This is a genomic window from Campylobacter concisus, assembly GCF_002092855.1.
GTDB lineage: Bacteria > Campylobacterota > Campylobacteria > Campylobacterales > Campylobacteraceae > Campylobacter_A > Campylobacter_A concisus_AI.
Genome location: NZ_LVLC01000001.1, coordinates 801,745 through 815,015, shown reverse-complemented (window position 1 = coordinate 815,015; position 13,271 = coordinate 801,745). Strand labels below are relative to the sequence as shown.

The 13,271-nt window shown below is 38.0% G+C and carries 18 protein-coding genes; 10 read left to right on the top strand and 8 right to left on the bottom strand.

From position 1 onward, the window contains the following. Positions 1-5: 5 nt before the first annotated feature. From A3223_RS04145 to A3223_RS04100, 10 genes are all read left to right on the top strand, one after another. Positions 6-1,214 carry an LL-diaminopimelate aminotransferase gene (locus A3223_RS04145; protein WP_084109200.1) on the top strand — a complete coding sequence of 403 codons (1,209 nt, stop codon included), beginning with the start codon at positions 6-8 and terminating at the stop codon, positions 1,212-1,214. Further along, on the top strand, positions 1,211-2,473 hold the full coding sequence (locus A3223_RS04140) for a homoserine dehydrogenase (protein ID WP_084109198.1): 1,263 nt from the start codon (positions 1,211-1,213) through the stop codon (positions 2,471-2,473). Before A3223_RS04145 ends, A3223_RS04140 begins: the two co-directional genes overlap by 4 nt. Before the next feature lies 1 nt (position 2,474). After that, positions 2,475-2,816 carry a YraN family protein gene (locus A3223_RS04135; RefSeq protein ID WP_084109196.1) on the top strand — a complete coding sequence of 114 codons (342 nt, stop codon included), beginning with the start codon at positions 2,475-2,477 and terminating at the stop codon, positions 2,814-2,816. Positions 2,817-2,889: 73 nt separating this feature from the next. Then, positions 2,890-3,204, top strand: coding sequence for a thioredoxin (gene trxA, locus A3223_RS04130; protein ID WP_084109194.1), 315 nt, complete (start codon positions 2,890-2,892; stop codon positions 3,202-3,204). Next, the gene (locus A3223_RS04125) at positions 3,204-3,650 is read left to right on the top strand and encodes a hypothetical protein (RefSeq protein WP_054196066.1); all 447 of its coding nucleotides are present in this window, start codon (positions 3,204-3,206) and stop codon (positions 3,648-3,650) included. Before trxA ends, A3223_RS04125 begins: the two co-directional genes overlap by 1 nt. A gap of 9 nt (positions 3,651-3,659) precedes the next feature. Then, entirely contained in the window at positions 3,660-4,598 is a 939-nt protein-coding gene (locus tag A3223_RS04120) for an NAD(P)/FAD-dependent oxidoreductase (protein ID WP_084109192.1), read from the top strand. Positions 4,599-4,746: 148 nt separating this feature from the next. Next, positions 4,747-5,517 (top strand): 4-hydroxy-tetrahydrodipicolinate reductase, encoded by a 771-nt coding sequence (gene dapB / locus A3223_RS04115; protein WP_084109190.1) that lies wholly within the window; start codon positions 4,747-4,749, stop codon positions 5,515-5,517. After that, complete coding sequence (locus A3223_RS04110; RefSeq protein ID WP_084109188.1) at positions 5,510-5,749, top strand: hypothetical protein; 240 nt, start codon at positions 5,510-5,512, stop codon at positions 5,747-5,749. The genes dapB and A3223_RS04110 overlap by 8 nt, the downstream gene beginning before the upstream one ends. Before the next feature lie 77 nt (positions 5,750-5,826). Beyond that, the gene (gene purF, locus A3223_RS04105; protein WP_084109186.1) at positions 5,827-7,164 is read left to right on the top strand and encodes an amidophosphoribosyltransferase; all 1,338 of its coding nucleotides are present in this window, start codon (positions 5,827-5,829) and stop codon (positions 7,162-7,164) included. Next, positions 7,161-7,823 carry a hypothetical protein gene (locus A3223_RS04100; RefSeq protein WP_084109184.1) on the top strand — a complete coding sequence of 221 codons (663 nt, stop codon included), beginning with the start codon at positions 7,161-7,163 and terminating at the stop codon, positions 7,821-7,823. Before purF ends, A3223_RS04100 begins: the two co-directional genes overlap by 4 nt. A gap of 119 nt (positions 7,824-7,942) precedes the next feature. On the opposite strand, the gene A3223_RS04095 is transcribed toward A3223_RS04100, so the two are convergent. From A3223_RS04095 to A3223_RS04060, 8 genes are all read right to left on the bottom strand, one after another. Next, positions 7,943-8,494: a DUF2393 family protein gene (locus A3223_RS04095; RefSeq protein ID WP_021090969.1), complete on the bottom strand. Its 552-nt coding sequence runs from the start codon at positions 8,492-8,494 to the stop codon at positions 7,943-7,945. Then, a complete protein-coding gene (locus A3223_RS04090; RefSeq protein ID WP_084109182.1) occupies positions 8,494-9,024 on the bottom strand; it encodes a DUF2393 family protein in 531 nt (176 codons plus the stop codon). Before A3223_RS04090 ends, A3223_RS04095 begins: the two co-directional genes overlap by 1 nt. Next, complete coding sequence (gene hisIE, locus A3223_RS04085; RefSeq protein ID WP_084109180.1) at positions 9,014-9,748, bottom strand: bifunctional phosphoribosyl-AMP cyclohydrolase/phosphoribosyl-ATP diphosphatase HisIE; 735 nt, start codon at positions 9,746-9,748, stop codon at positions 9,014-9,016. Before hisIE ends, A3223_RS04090 begins: the two co-directional genes overlap by 11 nt. 3 nt (positions 9,749-9,751) lie before the next feature. After that, the gene (locus A3223_RS04080; protein WP_084109178.1) at positions 9,752-10,870 is read right to left on the bottom strand and encodes a prohibitin family protein; all 1,119 of its coding nucleotides are present in this window, start codon (positions 10,868-10,870) and stop codon (positions 9,752-9,754) included. 17 nt (positions 10,871-10,887) lie between these two features. Then, on the bottom strand, positions 10,888-11,802 hold the full coding sequence (locus A3223_RS04075) for a branched-chain amino acid transaminase (RefSeq protein WP_084109176.1): 915 nt from the start codon (positions 11,800-11,802) through the stop codon (positions 10,888-10,890). 105 nt (positions 11,803-11,907) lie between these two features. Beyond that, positions 11,908-12,549, bottom strand: coding sequence for a thiol:disulfide interchange protein DsbA/DsbL (locus tag A3223_RS04070; protein ID WP_084109173.1), 642 nt, complete (start codon positions 12,547-12,549; stop codon positions 11,908-11,910). Positions 12,550-12,558: 9 nt separating this feature from the next. Continuing rightward, complete coding sequence (gene bcp / locus A3223_RS04065; RefSeq protein ID WP_084109171.1) at positions 12,559-13,056, bottom strand: thioredoxin-dependent thiol peroxidase; 498 nt, start codon at positions 13,054-13,056, stop codon at positions 12,559-12,561. Further along, positions 13,053-13,256, bottom strand: a complete 204-nt coding sequence (locus A3223_RS04060) for a tautomerase family protein (RefSeq protein ID WP_084109169.1) — start codon at positions 13,254-13,256, stop codon at positions 13,053-13,055. The genes bcp and A3223_RS04060 overlap by 4 nt, the downstream gene beginning before the upstream one ends. Between the last annotated feature and the right edge of the window lie 15 nt (positions 13,257-13,271).

Below are 13,271 nucleotides of genomic sequence, written 5' to 3'. Positions count from 1 at the left end.
AAGCAGTGTTTGATGAGATAAGATTTAATACAATTGAGCGTTTGCCAAACTACGTTTTTGCCGAAGTAAATGCAATAAAAATGGCTGCACGAAGAGCTGGCGAGGACATCATCGACTTTTCTATGGGCAATCCTGAGGGTAGAACGCCACAGCACATCGTCGATAAACTATGCGAAAGCGCGCAAAAGGACAAGACTCACGGCTACTCAGCCAGCGCTGGAATTTACAAGCTCCGCCTTGCCATTTGCAACTGGTATAAGAGAAAATACGGCGTAAATTTAGACCCAGATACCGAAGCAGTCGCCACAATGGGTAGTAAAGAGGGCTTTGTGCATCTTGCCCAAGCTGTAATAAACCCAGGCGATGTTGCTATCGTGCCTGACCCTGCTTATCCGATACACACGCAAGCGTTTTTATTTGCTGGTGGAAGTGTCGCAAAGATGCCACTTCACTACAATGATAAATTTGAGCTAGATGAGAATAAATTTTTTGAAAATTTGATCCAAACTATACACGCAAGCTCACCAAAGCCAAAATATGTAGTCGTAAATTTCCCTCACAATCCAACGACTGTAACAGTGCAAAAGAGCTTTTACGAGCGCCTTGTAAGTATCGCAAAACAAGAGAGATTTTACGTCATATCTGACATCGCCTACGCGGATCTTACATTTGATGGCTACAAAACGCCAAGTATCTTTGAGGTTGATGGTGCAAAAGACGTTGCAGTCGAGTGCTACACACTTTCAAAAAGCTACAATATGGCTGGCTGGAGAGTTGGCTTTATGTGCGGAAATAAAAGACTTTGCGCCGCACTTAAAAAGATAAAATCATGGGTTGATTACGGCATGTTTACGCCGATACAGGTGGCTGCCACAGTCGCACTTGACGGCGATCAAAGCTGTGTTGAAGAGATACGCCAAATTTATGAAAAAAGAAGAGATGTGATGATAGAGGCCTTTGCTCAGGCTGGTTGGGAGCTTAAAAAACCAAGCTCAAGTATGTTTATCTGGGCGAAACTTCCGCCAAAGGTTAGCCATCTGGGCAGCCTTGAGTTTTCAAAGCAGCTTCTTACAAAGGCATCAGTCGCAGTTAGCCCTGGTATCGGTTTTGGCGAGGGCGGAAACGACTATGTGCGTCTAGCTCTTATCGAAAACGAAAATAGAATAAGACAAGCAGCAAGAAATATAAAAAAATATTTGAAAGAATTTGAATGAATGTAGCGATATTGGGCGTTGGAACAGTTGGCGAGTCAGTTGCTAAAATTTTACTAAAAAATAAAAAGCTAATCGCAGCAAGAAGTGGCGAGGAGATCGTACCAGTCGTTGGAGTGGTCAGAAATTTAAATAAAAAAAGAGATGCTGGTATCCCTTTGACTGACGACATAAATAGCGTCATAAACCGCGATGATATCGATGTTTTTGTCGAACTTATGGGTGGTGTGGAAGAGCCTTTTAGGGTTGTGAGTGAAATTTTAAAGCGAAAAAAAGCAGTCGTGACCGCAAACAAAGCACTTCTGGCCTATCACAGATATGCTTTGCAAAATTTAGCCAAAAATATACCATTTGGCTTTGAAGCAAGCGTGGCTGGTGGCGTACCGATCATTAGAGCCTTAAGAGAAGGCTTAAGCGCAAACCACATCGTTAGTATAAATGGCATACTAAACGGAACTAGTAACTTTATCCTAACCTCGATGATGGACGAGGGCTCAAATTTTAAAGACGCACTTAAAAAGGCGCAAGAGCTCGGATACGCTGAGGCTGATCCTACTTTTGATGTGGGTGGCTTTGATACGGCTCATAAGCTTCTTATACTGGCAAGCATCGCATACGGTGTGCACGGCGATCCAGAGGATATTTTGATCGAAGGAATACAAGGTATTACGCCTGAAGATATATTTTTCGCAAAAGATTTCGAATACTCAATAAAACTTCTAGCAATTGCCAAAAAAAGCGAGGGTAAAATCGAACTACGTGTGCATCCAGCACTTGTGCCGCAAAATAAAATGATAGCAAAGGCAAGCGGTGTGACAAATGCGATCAGTGTCGTTGGCGAGGTCGTTGGCGAGACGATGTACTATGGACCTGGAGCTGGTGGCGATGCAACGGCAAGTGCAGTTATCAGCGATCTTATCGACATCGCAAGAGATAGCAAATCGCCGATGCTTGGATATAAAGCACCGTTTGAATTAAATACGCTTGAACTACTTGATCGCGATAGGATAAAGACGAAGTACTACTTTAGGTTAAAAGTTGAAGACAAAATGGGCGTGCTAGCAAAGATTACAAATTTAATGAGTGAAAATAACTTATCGATCGATAGCATACTTCAAAAACCAAAAGATGAGAGCGAATTTGCGGTATTGTTTTTTACGACACATACGAGTCTTGAGGCTGATGTAAGAAGGACAATTGAAATTTTAAAAGAGCAAGAGTATATAAAAGAAGAGCCATTTATGATGAGGATCGAGGAGTAGCTTGGGGCTAAAAGAGTATCTCTTTGGCAAAAGCTCCGAAGATAGGGCGTGTGAATTTTTACAAAAGCTTGGTTTTGTCATTTTAGAGAGAAATTTTCACTCTAAATTTGGCGAGATTGACATTATCGCACTAAGTAGTGATAAAATTTTACACTTCATAGAGGTAAAAGCAACTAGCGGAGAATATGAAGCAGAGTATAGACTAAATAAGGCAAAATATATAAAAATTTTAAAAACTATAAATTTTTATATGATGAAAAATGAGCCAAATAGAGATTTTCAAGTCGATTTACTAGTTATAAAAAATGAAAATTTAGAGTTGATAGAAAATATTAGTTTATAATAAAATTTATTATTTAGATAAAATTTAAATTTAATTTGTATAATTGCTACATTTTAAAAATAAGGAGAAAAAAATGGGAAAATACATCGAACTTACAAAAGAAAATTTTGATGTTACAAAAGAAGGCGTTGCTTTAGTAGACTTTTGGGCTCCATGGTGCGGACCTTGCCGTATGCTAGCTCCAGTGATCGAAGAGCTTGCTGAAGACTTTGATAGTAAAGCAAAAATTTGCAAGGTAAATACTGATGAAGTACAAGATCTTGCAGTTGAGTTTGGCATCAGATCGATCCCAACATTGCTATTTTTCAAAAATGGCGAGCTAGTTGAGCAAATGGTCGGTGCGCAGTCAAAACAAGCCTTAACTGACAAACTAAATTCGCTTCTTTAATGAGCGAAAAAAGAAGAGGAAGCCTACTTCCTCTTACATATATATTTGGTTCATTTTTTGGTGCAGCTATGATAGCAGCTGCATTTGCGTATAGCAACTATCGTTTTTCACAATATAAATTTGTTGATTTTGCGAAGCTAGTTTTTTACGAAAAAAGCGAAATTTTCACTCCAAAAGAGCCAAAATACACGCTTTTAATCTTCAGCTCAAATCAATCAAAATTAGACGAAATTTTACCAATCAAAAATGAAACAGTTGTGGCAATCGATATCTTTCAAAAAAGATATGAGTCAAACTCAACACTAAAATATATAAGCTCAGATATTAATACGGTCTTGGAGCTGATGCGAAATTTGAGCATTACAAAACTTCCAAGTAGTGTTGAGATAGTTCATCAAAGGGGTGAAATTTATAAACAAAATTCGCCCATAAATGTTTTAGAATAAAGGAAATTTATGCTTGATTTAGCAATCATCGGAGGCGGTCCAGCAGGACTAAGCGCCGGACTTTACGCCACTAGAGGCGGACTAAAAAATGTTGTAATGTTTGAAAAAGGCGAGCCTGGCGGTCAGATCACCTCTAGCTCAGAGATAGAAAACTACCCAGGTCAAAAAGCACCTGGCGAGAGTGGCTTTGACTTTATGAGCACTTGGTGGAAGCAGTGCAGCGCATTTGGACTAGTTCATAAGTGGGCAAACGTCGTTGGTGTTAGAAAAAATAGCGATGGTAGCTTTGAAATTTTACTTGAAGGTGGCAAGAGCGAGCAGGCAAAGGCTGTCATCGTAGCGACTGGCTCAACACCAAGACGTGCTGGCTTTAAGGGTGAAGATGAGTTCTTTGGCAAAGGCGTAAGCACATGCGCAACATGCGATGGCTTCTTTTACAAAAACAAAGAAGTAGCTGTTCTTGGCGGTGGTGATACGGCTGTTGAAGAGGCACTTTACCTAGCGAATATCTGCTCAAAAGTCTATCTAATTCATAGGCGTGACGAGTTTAGAGCAGCACCTACGACCGTTGAAAAAGCTAGAAAAAATGAGAAGATCGAGTTCATAACAAGTGCGACGATAAAAGAGGCGCTTGGCGATAAAATGGGCCTAACAAAGATCGTGCTTGATACCAAAAATGGTGAGCGTGTGCTTGATGTGCCAGGAATTTTTACCTTTGTCGGACTAAATGTAAATAACGAAATTTTAAAAGATGAAAATGGCAAATTTATCTGCGATATGGTAGATGGCGGACAGGTTAAGACAAACCTTAAGATGCAAACCAGCCTGAATGGACTCTTTGTAGCAGGCGACATTAGAGAGGACGCTCCAAAGCAAGTTATAGTAGCTGCAGGTGATGGCGCAGTGGCTGCACTTAGTGCTATGAGTTACATAGAAAGCTTACATTAATACTTAAATTTAGCCAAATTTTTGGCTAAATTTTTCTTCTTTTTTTCTATTAAATTTTTTTGATTTTATACGTATTTTTAAAGACTATTTGTAATCTATCTATAATAAATTTTATGTTAAATTTCAATCAAAAATCAAAGGATAAATTTTGGTAAAAATAGGCCTTTATGGTGCTAGTGGAAAGATGGCTCAAAGTATCATTTTTTGTTTAAAAGATGAAAAAGATGCCACTTTAAGCATCGCTTTTAGCCAAAAAAATCAAGTTGAAAATTTAAGTAGCGATCTTTTGACAAATGACTTTGCTAAATTTTTTGAAGCATGCGATGTGATAATCGACTTTAGTCAAAAAGAGGCGACAATGGCATTGCTAAACTACGCTAGAACCAATCCAAAACCACTAGTTATCGGTACGACCGGGTTAGATAACGAAGATAAAAACTTACTTCACCTAGCATCGGGAGCTATGCCTATTCTTTACGCAACAAATATGAGTTTGGGCGTAGCTGTACTAAACCGCCTTGCAAGGATCGCTTCAAAAACATTAAGAGAATTTGACATAGAGATAGTAGAGCAACACCATAGGCACAAAAAGGACGCTCCAAGCGGCACAGCAATGACCTTAGCTGGTTGCGTGGCTGAGGCTAGGGATCTAAATTTAAAAGATGTTTTAGTCACTGGTAGAGCTGGCATGGTGGGCGAAAGAAGCAAGGACGAGATCGCAGTCATGGCGCTTCGTGGTGGCGATGTAGTCGGTCGCCATACGGTTGGCTTTTATAATGACGGCGAATTTATTGAGCTAAATCACACCGCAACGAGTAGGGCAACCTTTTCAAAAGGTGCGATCAGGGCTGCCATTTGGCTAAAAGATCAAAATAGTGGCCTTTACTCGATAGACGATAGTTTAGGGCTTGATGATTAAATTTGAGCTTGATGATATAGAAAGCTATAAGCTAGAATTTGGTGATAAATTCTACTTGCCAGAGCGTGAAAAGCGTCAAAATTTAAGAACTGGCGATATAGTAAAGCTTATATTTAGATTTGAAGATGATGAATTTGATCAGGTTGAGCGCATGTGGGTAGTCGTTAGTGAGACAAATAAAGGCGAATTTACCGGCATTTTAGACAATGAACTATTTCAAAAGGCTGTTTAAATGCTGGCGATGAGATCAAGTTTAACTACAAAAATGTTCTTGAAATTTACAAAGATGATGAAAACTAAAGGAAAAAAATGTGTGCAATAGTTGGTATTATAAATTCTAAAGATGCAGCAAAGACTGCCTATTATGCGTTATTTTCTATGCAGCATCGCGGCCAAGAGGCGAGTGGCATTAGTGTTTGTGATGACGGAGAAATTTCTACTCACAAGGGTAATGGCCTAGTTACAGAGGTCTTTAATGAAGAAATTTTAAGATCACTAAAAGGTGATATGGCTATTGGTCACAACCGCTATGCAACTGCTGGTAAAAACTCAGGTCGTGACGCCCAGCCAATAGCCGCTAATTACTCTTTGGGACAAATTTCAATCGTCCATAATGGAAATTTGGTAAATAAAGATGAGGTTAGAGATGAGCTTATTAAGGATGGTGCGATATTTCAGACAAATATGGATACTGAAAATATCATCCATCTAATTGCAAGAAATCATAGTAAACACTTGCAGGACCGTATTATCGCGGCACTTGATAAGATAAAAGGTGCTTATTGTCTGCTTATCCAGTCACGCCATAAAACCTTTGCCATAAGAGATCGCTGGGGTGTTAGACCACTAAGTCTTGGCAGGCTAAAAGATGGTGGATATATCGTAGCTAGCGAGACTTGTGCTTTTGATCTTGTGGGGGCTAGTTTTATAAGAGATATCAGGCCTGGCGAGATGATAGTTTTTGAACATGGAAAAAGTGAGTTTCAAAGCCTACAAATTTTTGAGCCAGAGCCTAGAGTTTGCGCCTTCGAGTATATATATTTTGCTCGCCCAGATAGCGTGATAGAAGGTAAAAGCGTCTATGAAGTTAGAAAAAAAATGGGTGAAGTACTAGCTAAAAAGAGCAAAATTAAAGCAGATTTCGTCGTACCTGTACCAGATAGCGGAGTACCAGCAGCGCTTGGGTACGCAAATGAGAGCAAAATCCCATTTGAGCTAGCTATCACTAGAAACCACTATGTGGGTAGAACCTTTATCGAGCCAAGCCAAGAGATGAGGAATTTAAAAGTCAAGCTAAAACTTAATCCGATGTCATCGGTTCTAAAAGGTAAAAGTATCGTTGTTATCGATGATAGTATCGTTCGCGGTACTACTTCAAAAAAAGTGGTTGATCTTTTAAGACATGCGGGCGCTAAAGAGATTCATTTTAGAGTCGCTTGCCCTGAGCTTAAATACCCTGAGCGATATGGCATTGATACGCCAAGCTTTGAAGAGTTAATAAGCTCTAAAAAAAATGCAGAGGAAGTAAGAGAATATATCGGTGCAGATAGCTTAGAATTTTTAAGTATAGACGAACTTAAAGAAAGTATCGGTAATGAGCGAAAATATTCGCTTGTAAGCTTTGATGGTGACTATTTCATAAAGTGAAAAATTTAGCCATTTTTTTGCTTGTTGCAATATTTTTTAGTGGTTGCTCACAAAAGAGTCCAAGCAAAAAAGATGAAATTTCTATTTACGTAAGCTACTATGAGATAAATGGCACAAAACAGCAGCTACAAATAAAAACTGCTCAAAATTTTACAGAACAAAATACTAGTGTGCCATTTTTTGGTATAGTAAATTTTTTAGCAGAAGATAAGATTTTAAATGCTTATTCGCTTGCAAAGGGTACTATAAATGTACTTGAAGTAAATAACAACTCTATAAATTTAAATAAATCAAGAGATATATTAGCTTTAAAAAAAGCTAATGAGATAAAATTTTATGAGATAAGGCCCGATGTGCTTGAGAGTGTTAAATTTAGCTCACAAAATAGTATTTGTGGTGATTTTTTGTTACAAAAGCCAGTGCATATAAATGTGGCAACAAACTATTATTTAAGAGATGATAGCTTTTTTGCAAGCTTAATAGATGCAAATTTCTTTTATAAAAAAGGTTCAAAGATCCTAAAAAAAGAGTTTGTTTATAATATAGCCGAGACTAAAATCCTAGAAGAAGCAAAAGAATTTACACAAAAGACAAAGCAGCTCTTTTTAAATGACCTACAAAAATTGGGCAGGCTACTTGATATACTTTGTACTTTTTAAATCTTTATCTTAAAAAATCGTGTTTATTGCAGATGCTAAAAAGATAAAATTTAATCTAAAATCAAACCAAGACTTAGCGTTTTATCCTATGAAATTTGTAAAATTTTGCTTTAACTTGATTAGTAGCAATTTAGTTTTGTGATATTCATGCCATTTTTAAAGTAAGGCGGATATGGCATATATACGGTAAATGGTGTGCTTTTTTGCTTTGGTAAATTTTTGGCTACATCAAATTTATATTCAACTGTATTTGGCCTCTCATCCTTATCTGTGCCAAGAACCCATGAGAAAAATGAAAGCCCACTTGGCTTAAAAAATGCTTCACCGCCAAGGTCATTTTTATTTAGCGGTTGATTGATTAGTTTGACTGTCAGTGTGCAGTTGCTAATTGTAAATTTACCAATGTTTCTCACTTGCCCCTTAAAAACAATACTTTCATTTCGTAAAATTCGTTCACTTTTTACATTTTCGAGCATACCTTTTTTTGTATATTTATCAAGCACTAGCATCAAAAAAACAGCAAGTGTAGTTGAGACCAAAATGTTTGTAAAAAATAGTGATAAAAATAACTTTCGCTCAGCTCTAAGTGAAAGAACAAGAAACAAAATAGAAAGTAGAGCAATCGCAAAAAGAACGATAATATGAACGATCGTAAAATATGCTGAGCTCATCAAAAACACTCCACTTTTTTAGAGATATTGTAATCTATAAATGCGAAATCATTGACAAATTCTTTAATCTCAATGCTTTGCTTTGGCAAAAATTCCTCGTTTAAGATGATTCTTTTTCTAGCAAATGGATTAAGCGAGTTAAAAAAATCTTTCGTATTTTGCCTTGAGCTTAGATAGAAGTCAAGCTCGATTTTACAGACACTAAGTGCATTATTTGAATTATTTGTAATATTAAAATCAACCATTAACGCATCAACATATTGAAGCTGCTTGGTTATTATTTTGCTTATGCTAACTGGCCTTAAATTTTCATTTATATATTTGTTTGCGTAGTAATTACCTACAAAAAGTCCGAAAAAACCAGCTAGAATAAATAAAAATCCTATCTGCCACCACGACTTTATCGCGATAAAAATTCCTAAAAGCACAATTAGTATAAATGCTAAAAATATCCAGCCATAGGTTAAAAAATCAATGAGCTTTGCATTTTGCAATACAAAAAGCAAGTTGTGCTTAATGCTATTTAACATCTCGCGATCTTTTCTCTTCAATGCCGCTCATACCAAAACGCCTTGCAAGTTCGTTTTTTACAGCATCTGGATGGATATTGTGGGCTGAAAGTGCCACAAGTGCATGAAAGCAAAGATCGGCTGCTTCGTAGATCAGATCATTTTTTGCTTTTAATTCATTTGAGCCCAATGCTTTAGCAAAGCCAAGATCCTTTGCAGCCATTATAAATTCGCCAGCCTCTTCGCCAACTTTCTTTAAAATTTGATTTTCGCCTTTTTTAAAAAGACTTGCCACATATGAAGTCTCAGGGTTGGCATTTAGCTTCCTATCTTCTATCACGTGATAAAGCTCGTCAAGGATGCCGTAATTTGGTTTCTTAACTTCGATTTTTGCATCCGAAATTTTACTATCTTGTAAATTTATCTTATTAAAAAAACACGACCTTGCCCCAGTGTGACAAGCTGCACCTCCGTTTTGAATCACTTTTAAAAGCAAAGTATCGTTATCACAGTCTAGAAATACAGCTTTTATCTCCTGTGTATTTCCGCTCTCTTCGCCTTTTTTCCAAATTCTATTTTTGGTGCGTGAAAAGTAGTGAGCGTAACGGCTAGATAGACTTAAATTTAGTGCTTCTTCGTTCATGTAAGCAAGCATTAAAACTTCGTTTGTGGCATAATCGCAAACCACTACTGGAAGCAATCCGCCAACTTTTTGCCAGTCTATGCTTTTTGTTACGCTGTTCATTTTTTACCTTTCGCTTGCCGAGCTAGCTTTGGTTTTATCTTTTGTATCTAGCCAGATGTTTGGCACAGCTCCGCCAGGTGTTAAGAAAATTTTAGCATCTTTGTTTTCTTTTAGAGCTTCGTTAAATTTGTTTTGCGTCTCGATCTGCTTTAAATTTAGTAGATTTTGATCTACGCTTTTTGCAACCTCTTTGTTTGCATAAGCAGTCGCATCAGCCTCGATTTTAATGGCATCAGCCTTGCCTTTTGCTTCAATGATAGCAGCTTTAGCGGTACCTTCAGCAAGTGCAGCTTGTTTTAAGGCTTCTTGATTTGCTCTTTCTACTTCGTATTTTGTTCTTTCAGCTTCTTGTTTTGCGATCTGAACGCGTTCTATTTGCTCTTTTACCTTTGAAGGCAAGATGATCTCACGAAGTTGTACTGTTAAAAGCTCAACTGGCTTATTTGGCTGAGAGTCGATGTCTTTTCTTATGCCATCATCGATTTGTCTTGCTAGGTCGTTTCTTTTTGTTGGAAGCTCTTCTGCTGTATATTTACCAGCGATACTACGAACTACATCACGAACGACAGGATCGACAATCTTACTCTCCCAGCTAAGACCCCAAGAGGCAATAGTTTGAGGAGCATTTTCCGGATTTAAACGGTATTGTACAGTAATATCAATGCTAACTGGTAAATTTCTAGCATCGAGTACCGAAATAGAGTTTTTGCGTAAAATTCCAGCACCAACGCCTTGATATGATTTTTGCATTGATTCGCCCATATCCTCGCCAGAAGTATAGTTTATGATCCTAACTCTGGTATCCACGATGATGATATCTTGGATAAAAGGTAAAAAGAAGTGAAAGCCTGGTTGCAAAGGATTTGGCTCGTATTTACCTGCTGTAGACTTTATGCCAACTTCACCTGAGTGAATTACTTTAAATGGCTGAGTGATAGCAAAAATAGCAATAATTGCAATTAAAATATAGGCAAGTGCTCCAAATTTACCAAAACCATTTGGCAAATTTGGCATTTTAAAGTCCTTTTTGAAGGGTGGCTCTTTGTCGCTATTTTGACTAGAGCCCCTGTTGTCATTACCTGGCTTTTTTTTATTGAAATAATCGTTTAAATCAGCGGGCATTTCGTTCCTTTAAATTTTTAAATATATGTTAAAAATGATTCATATTTTTTATTTAGACCATAAACTACGTCAAAATAAGCTTTTTGTAGTCTCTTTGTCACTTCGCCTCTAGCGCCGTTGCCAATCACGCGGTTGTCTATGCTATTTATAGGTGTTACTTCAGCTGCTGTGCCTGTGAAAAACGCCTCATCAGCTGTGTAAGCCTGATCTCTTGTGATGCGCTCTCTTCTTACTTCGATGTCAAGATCATGAGCAAGTCTTATGACTGTATCTTGAGTGATGCTAAGTAGGCTGTTGTCGTTTGGCGGAGTGATTAAAACGCCATTTTCAACGATAAAGAAGCACTCGCCTGGACCTTCAGCCACAAAGCCCTCGCTATCAAGAAGTAGTGCCTCGTCGTATCCAGCCTCTTTTGCCTCGTAGTTTGCCATTTGTGAGCTTAAATAGTTTGAGCTAGCTTTTGCTCTGTTCATTTGAGCAGCAGGTGCGAGTTTGGCAAAGCTTGAAATTTTAACTCTGATACCTTTTTCTAGGCCTTCATCGCCAAGATAAGCACCCCATTCCCATGAAGCGATAGCAGTTTGCACTGGTGCTTTTGTGTGAGCTACACCCATTACGCCGTATCCTAAAAATACAAGTGGGCGAATATAAACATTGCCGTCATATTTGTTTGCGCGAAGAAGCTCTATTTGCGCTTTTTCAAGCTCTTCCTCAGTGTAAGGTACATTTAAAACAGTCATTTTTGCTGATCTTAAAAGCCTTTTTGTGTGATCTTGGAGTCTAAAAATAGCTAGACCTTTTTTTGTTTTATAAGCTCTTGTACCCTCAAATACGGCATTAGCGTAGTGCAAAGAGTGAGTTAGAACGTGTACTTTTGCATCGTCCCATTTAACTAATTTTCCATCCATCCAGATAAATTCTGAAGCATTCATTGTTAAACCTTTCTTTTTTCTTAGAAATTTTGGTCTGAGTTTATCTAAAATTGCTTTAAATTTACATTTCTAAGACCAAAATTTGCAGATATTGCCTGCTAAAAACTACTTATCTAAAAGCTCTTGTATGATCTTTGCCATCTCGTCGATCGACGAAGCTGCACTTAAATTTATCAGATATTTGCCACTTACTACAAAAGCTGGCACACCGCTGATACTTGCAACATCATAAGAGGCGAACCATGCGTCTAAAAGCTCTTTTGCTCGGTCGCTATTTAGTGCTTTTTCGTAGTCGTCCTTGCTCACGTGAGCTGCTTTAAGGGCTAAATTTATAAATCTCTCTTTGTCTTTGCCATCATCAAAATCATCTTTTTCATCATGTCTTGCTTTATAGATCGCAAATTTTGCTTGCTTAAATTTTGACTCATCGCTTAGTAGATCAGTGCCATTTGCCTCATCTATCGATATAAGAGCGGCAAAAATTTTACTCGCAGTCTCACCAAGCTTGCCTTTTGTGCTTAGATGATATGGGATAAATTTCACATCTTCAAGCTTTGACATCAGCTTTTTTGTGATAGTCCGGTCAAATTTATAGCAGTGTGGGCAGTCATAGCTAAAGACCTTAACGACCGAGTTTTTAGGCACATTAAGCGGCTTTGCTAGAGTTTGATACTCCACGCCTTCAGTCAGTGCTGATAAATTTAGCGCAAAAAACGCACTTAAAATTAGCATTTTTATAAGCTTCATCTTTGCTCCTTATTTTGCTAGATCAGCTAGTACTTTTGCGGCGTGATCTTTGGCTTTTACGCTTTTATAAATTTTAGCTATCTTGCCGTCTTTGCCGATCACAAAGGTGCTTCTTGCGATGCCAAGATACTCTTTACCGTAGTTTTTCTTAACTTGCCAAACACCATAAAGCTTTGAAATTTTTTTATCCTCGTCGCTTAATAGAATGTGCTTTAAATTTTGCTTTGCGATAAAACCCACATGTGACTTCACGCTATCTGGGCTAACGCCGATGATGACGGTATCGTTTTTGATAAACTGATCGTAGTTTGCGCTAAATTCGCAAGCCTCAGTCGTGCAACCTGGAGTGTTGTCTTTTGGGTAGAAGTAAAGCACTACATTTTTGCCTATAAAGTCCTTTAATGCGACCTTTACGCCATCTTGATTTAGTGCTTCAAACTCTGGCGCTTTATCGCCAACCTCAAGCGTTATCTTTCTTTCTAAGTCTGTTTTGCTAAATTCGCTCATTTTATCACCTTTCTCTTATCTTCTACGCTTTCGCCACCTACGCCGATGTTGCTAGCATCGTGAGTTTCTATGAAAATCATCACCGCCTCTTTTTTCTTGCCAAGCACTCTTGCAAGCGTCTCAGTCACCTCTTTAAAAACTTGATCTTTTTGTTCTTTTGTCGGCTCTGGACCTGCTATTTTGATATTAACATAAGGCATTGTTGCTCCTTTTTC

What these genes read in the sequence shown, in the direction of transcription:
- A3223_RS04140 (WP_084109198.1), top strand. Translation starts at nt 1,211, where the DNA reads ATGAATGTAGCGATATTGGGCGTTGGAACAGTTGGCGAGTCAGTTGCT.
- trxA (WP_084109194.1), top strand. Translation starts at nt 2,890, where the DNA reads ATGGGAAAATACATCGAACTTACAAAAGAAAATTTTGATGTTACAAAA.
- A3223_RS04125 (WP_054196066.1), top strand. Translation starts at nt 3,204, where the DNA reads ATGAGCGAAAAAAGAAGAGGAAGCCTACTTCCTCTTACATATATATTT.
- A3223_RS04120 (WP_084109192.1), top strand. Translation starts at nt 3,660, where the DNA reads ATGCTTGATTTAGCAATCATCGGAGGCGGTCCAGCAGGACTAAGCGCC.
- A3223_RS04110 (WP_084109188.1), top strand. Translation starts at nt 5,510, where the DNA reads ATGATTAAATTTGAGCTTGATGATATAGAAAGCTATAAGCTAGAATTT.
- purF (WP_084109186.1), top strand. Translation starts at nt 5,827, where the DNA reads ATGTGTGCAATAGTTGGTATTATAAATTCTAAAGATGCAGCAAAGACT.
- A3223_RS04095 (WP_021090969.1), bottom strand. Translation starts at nt 8,494, where the DNA reads ATGAGCTCAGCATATTTTACGATCGTTCATATTATCGTTCTTTTTGCG.
- A3223_RS04090 (WP_084109182.1), bottom strand. Translation starts at nt 9,024, where the DNA reads ATGTTAAATAGCATTAAGCACAACTTGCTTTTTGTATTGCAAAATGCA.
- hisIE (WP_084109180.1), bottom strand. Translation starts at nt 9,748, where the DNA reads ATGAACAGCGTAACAAAAAGCATAGACTGGCAAAAAGTTGGCGGATTG.
- A3223_RS04080 (WP_084109178.1), bottom strand. Translation starts at nt 10,870, where the DNA reads ATGCCCGCTGATTTAAACGATTATTTCAATAAAAAAAAGCCAGGTAAT.
- A3223_RS04075 (WP_084109176.1), bottom strand. Translation starts at nt 11,802, where the DNA reads ATGAATGCTTCAGAATTTATCTGGATGGATGGAAAATTAGTTAAATGG.
- A3223_RS04070 (WP_084109173.1), bottom strand. Translation starts at nt 12,549, where the DNA reads ATGAAGCTTATAAAAATGCTAATTTTAAGTGCGTTTTTTGCGCTAAAT.
- bcp (WP_084109171.1), bottom strand. Translation starts at nt 13,056, where the DNA reads ATGAGCGAATTTAGCAAAACAGACTTAGAAAGAAAGATAACGCTTGAG.
- A3223_RS04060 (WP_084109169.1), bottom strand. Translation starts at nt 13,256, where the DNA reads ATGCCTTATGTTAATATCAAAATAGCAGGTCCAGAGCCGACAAAAGAA.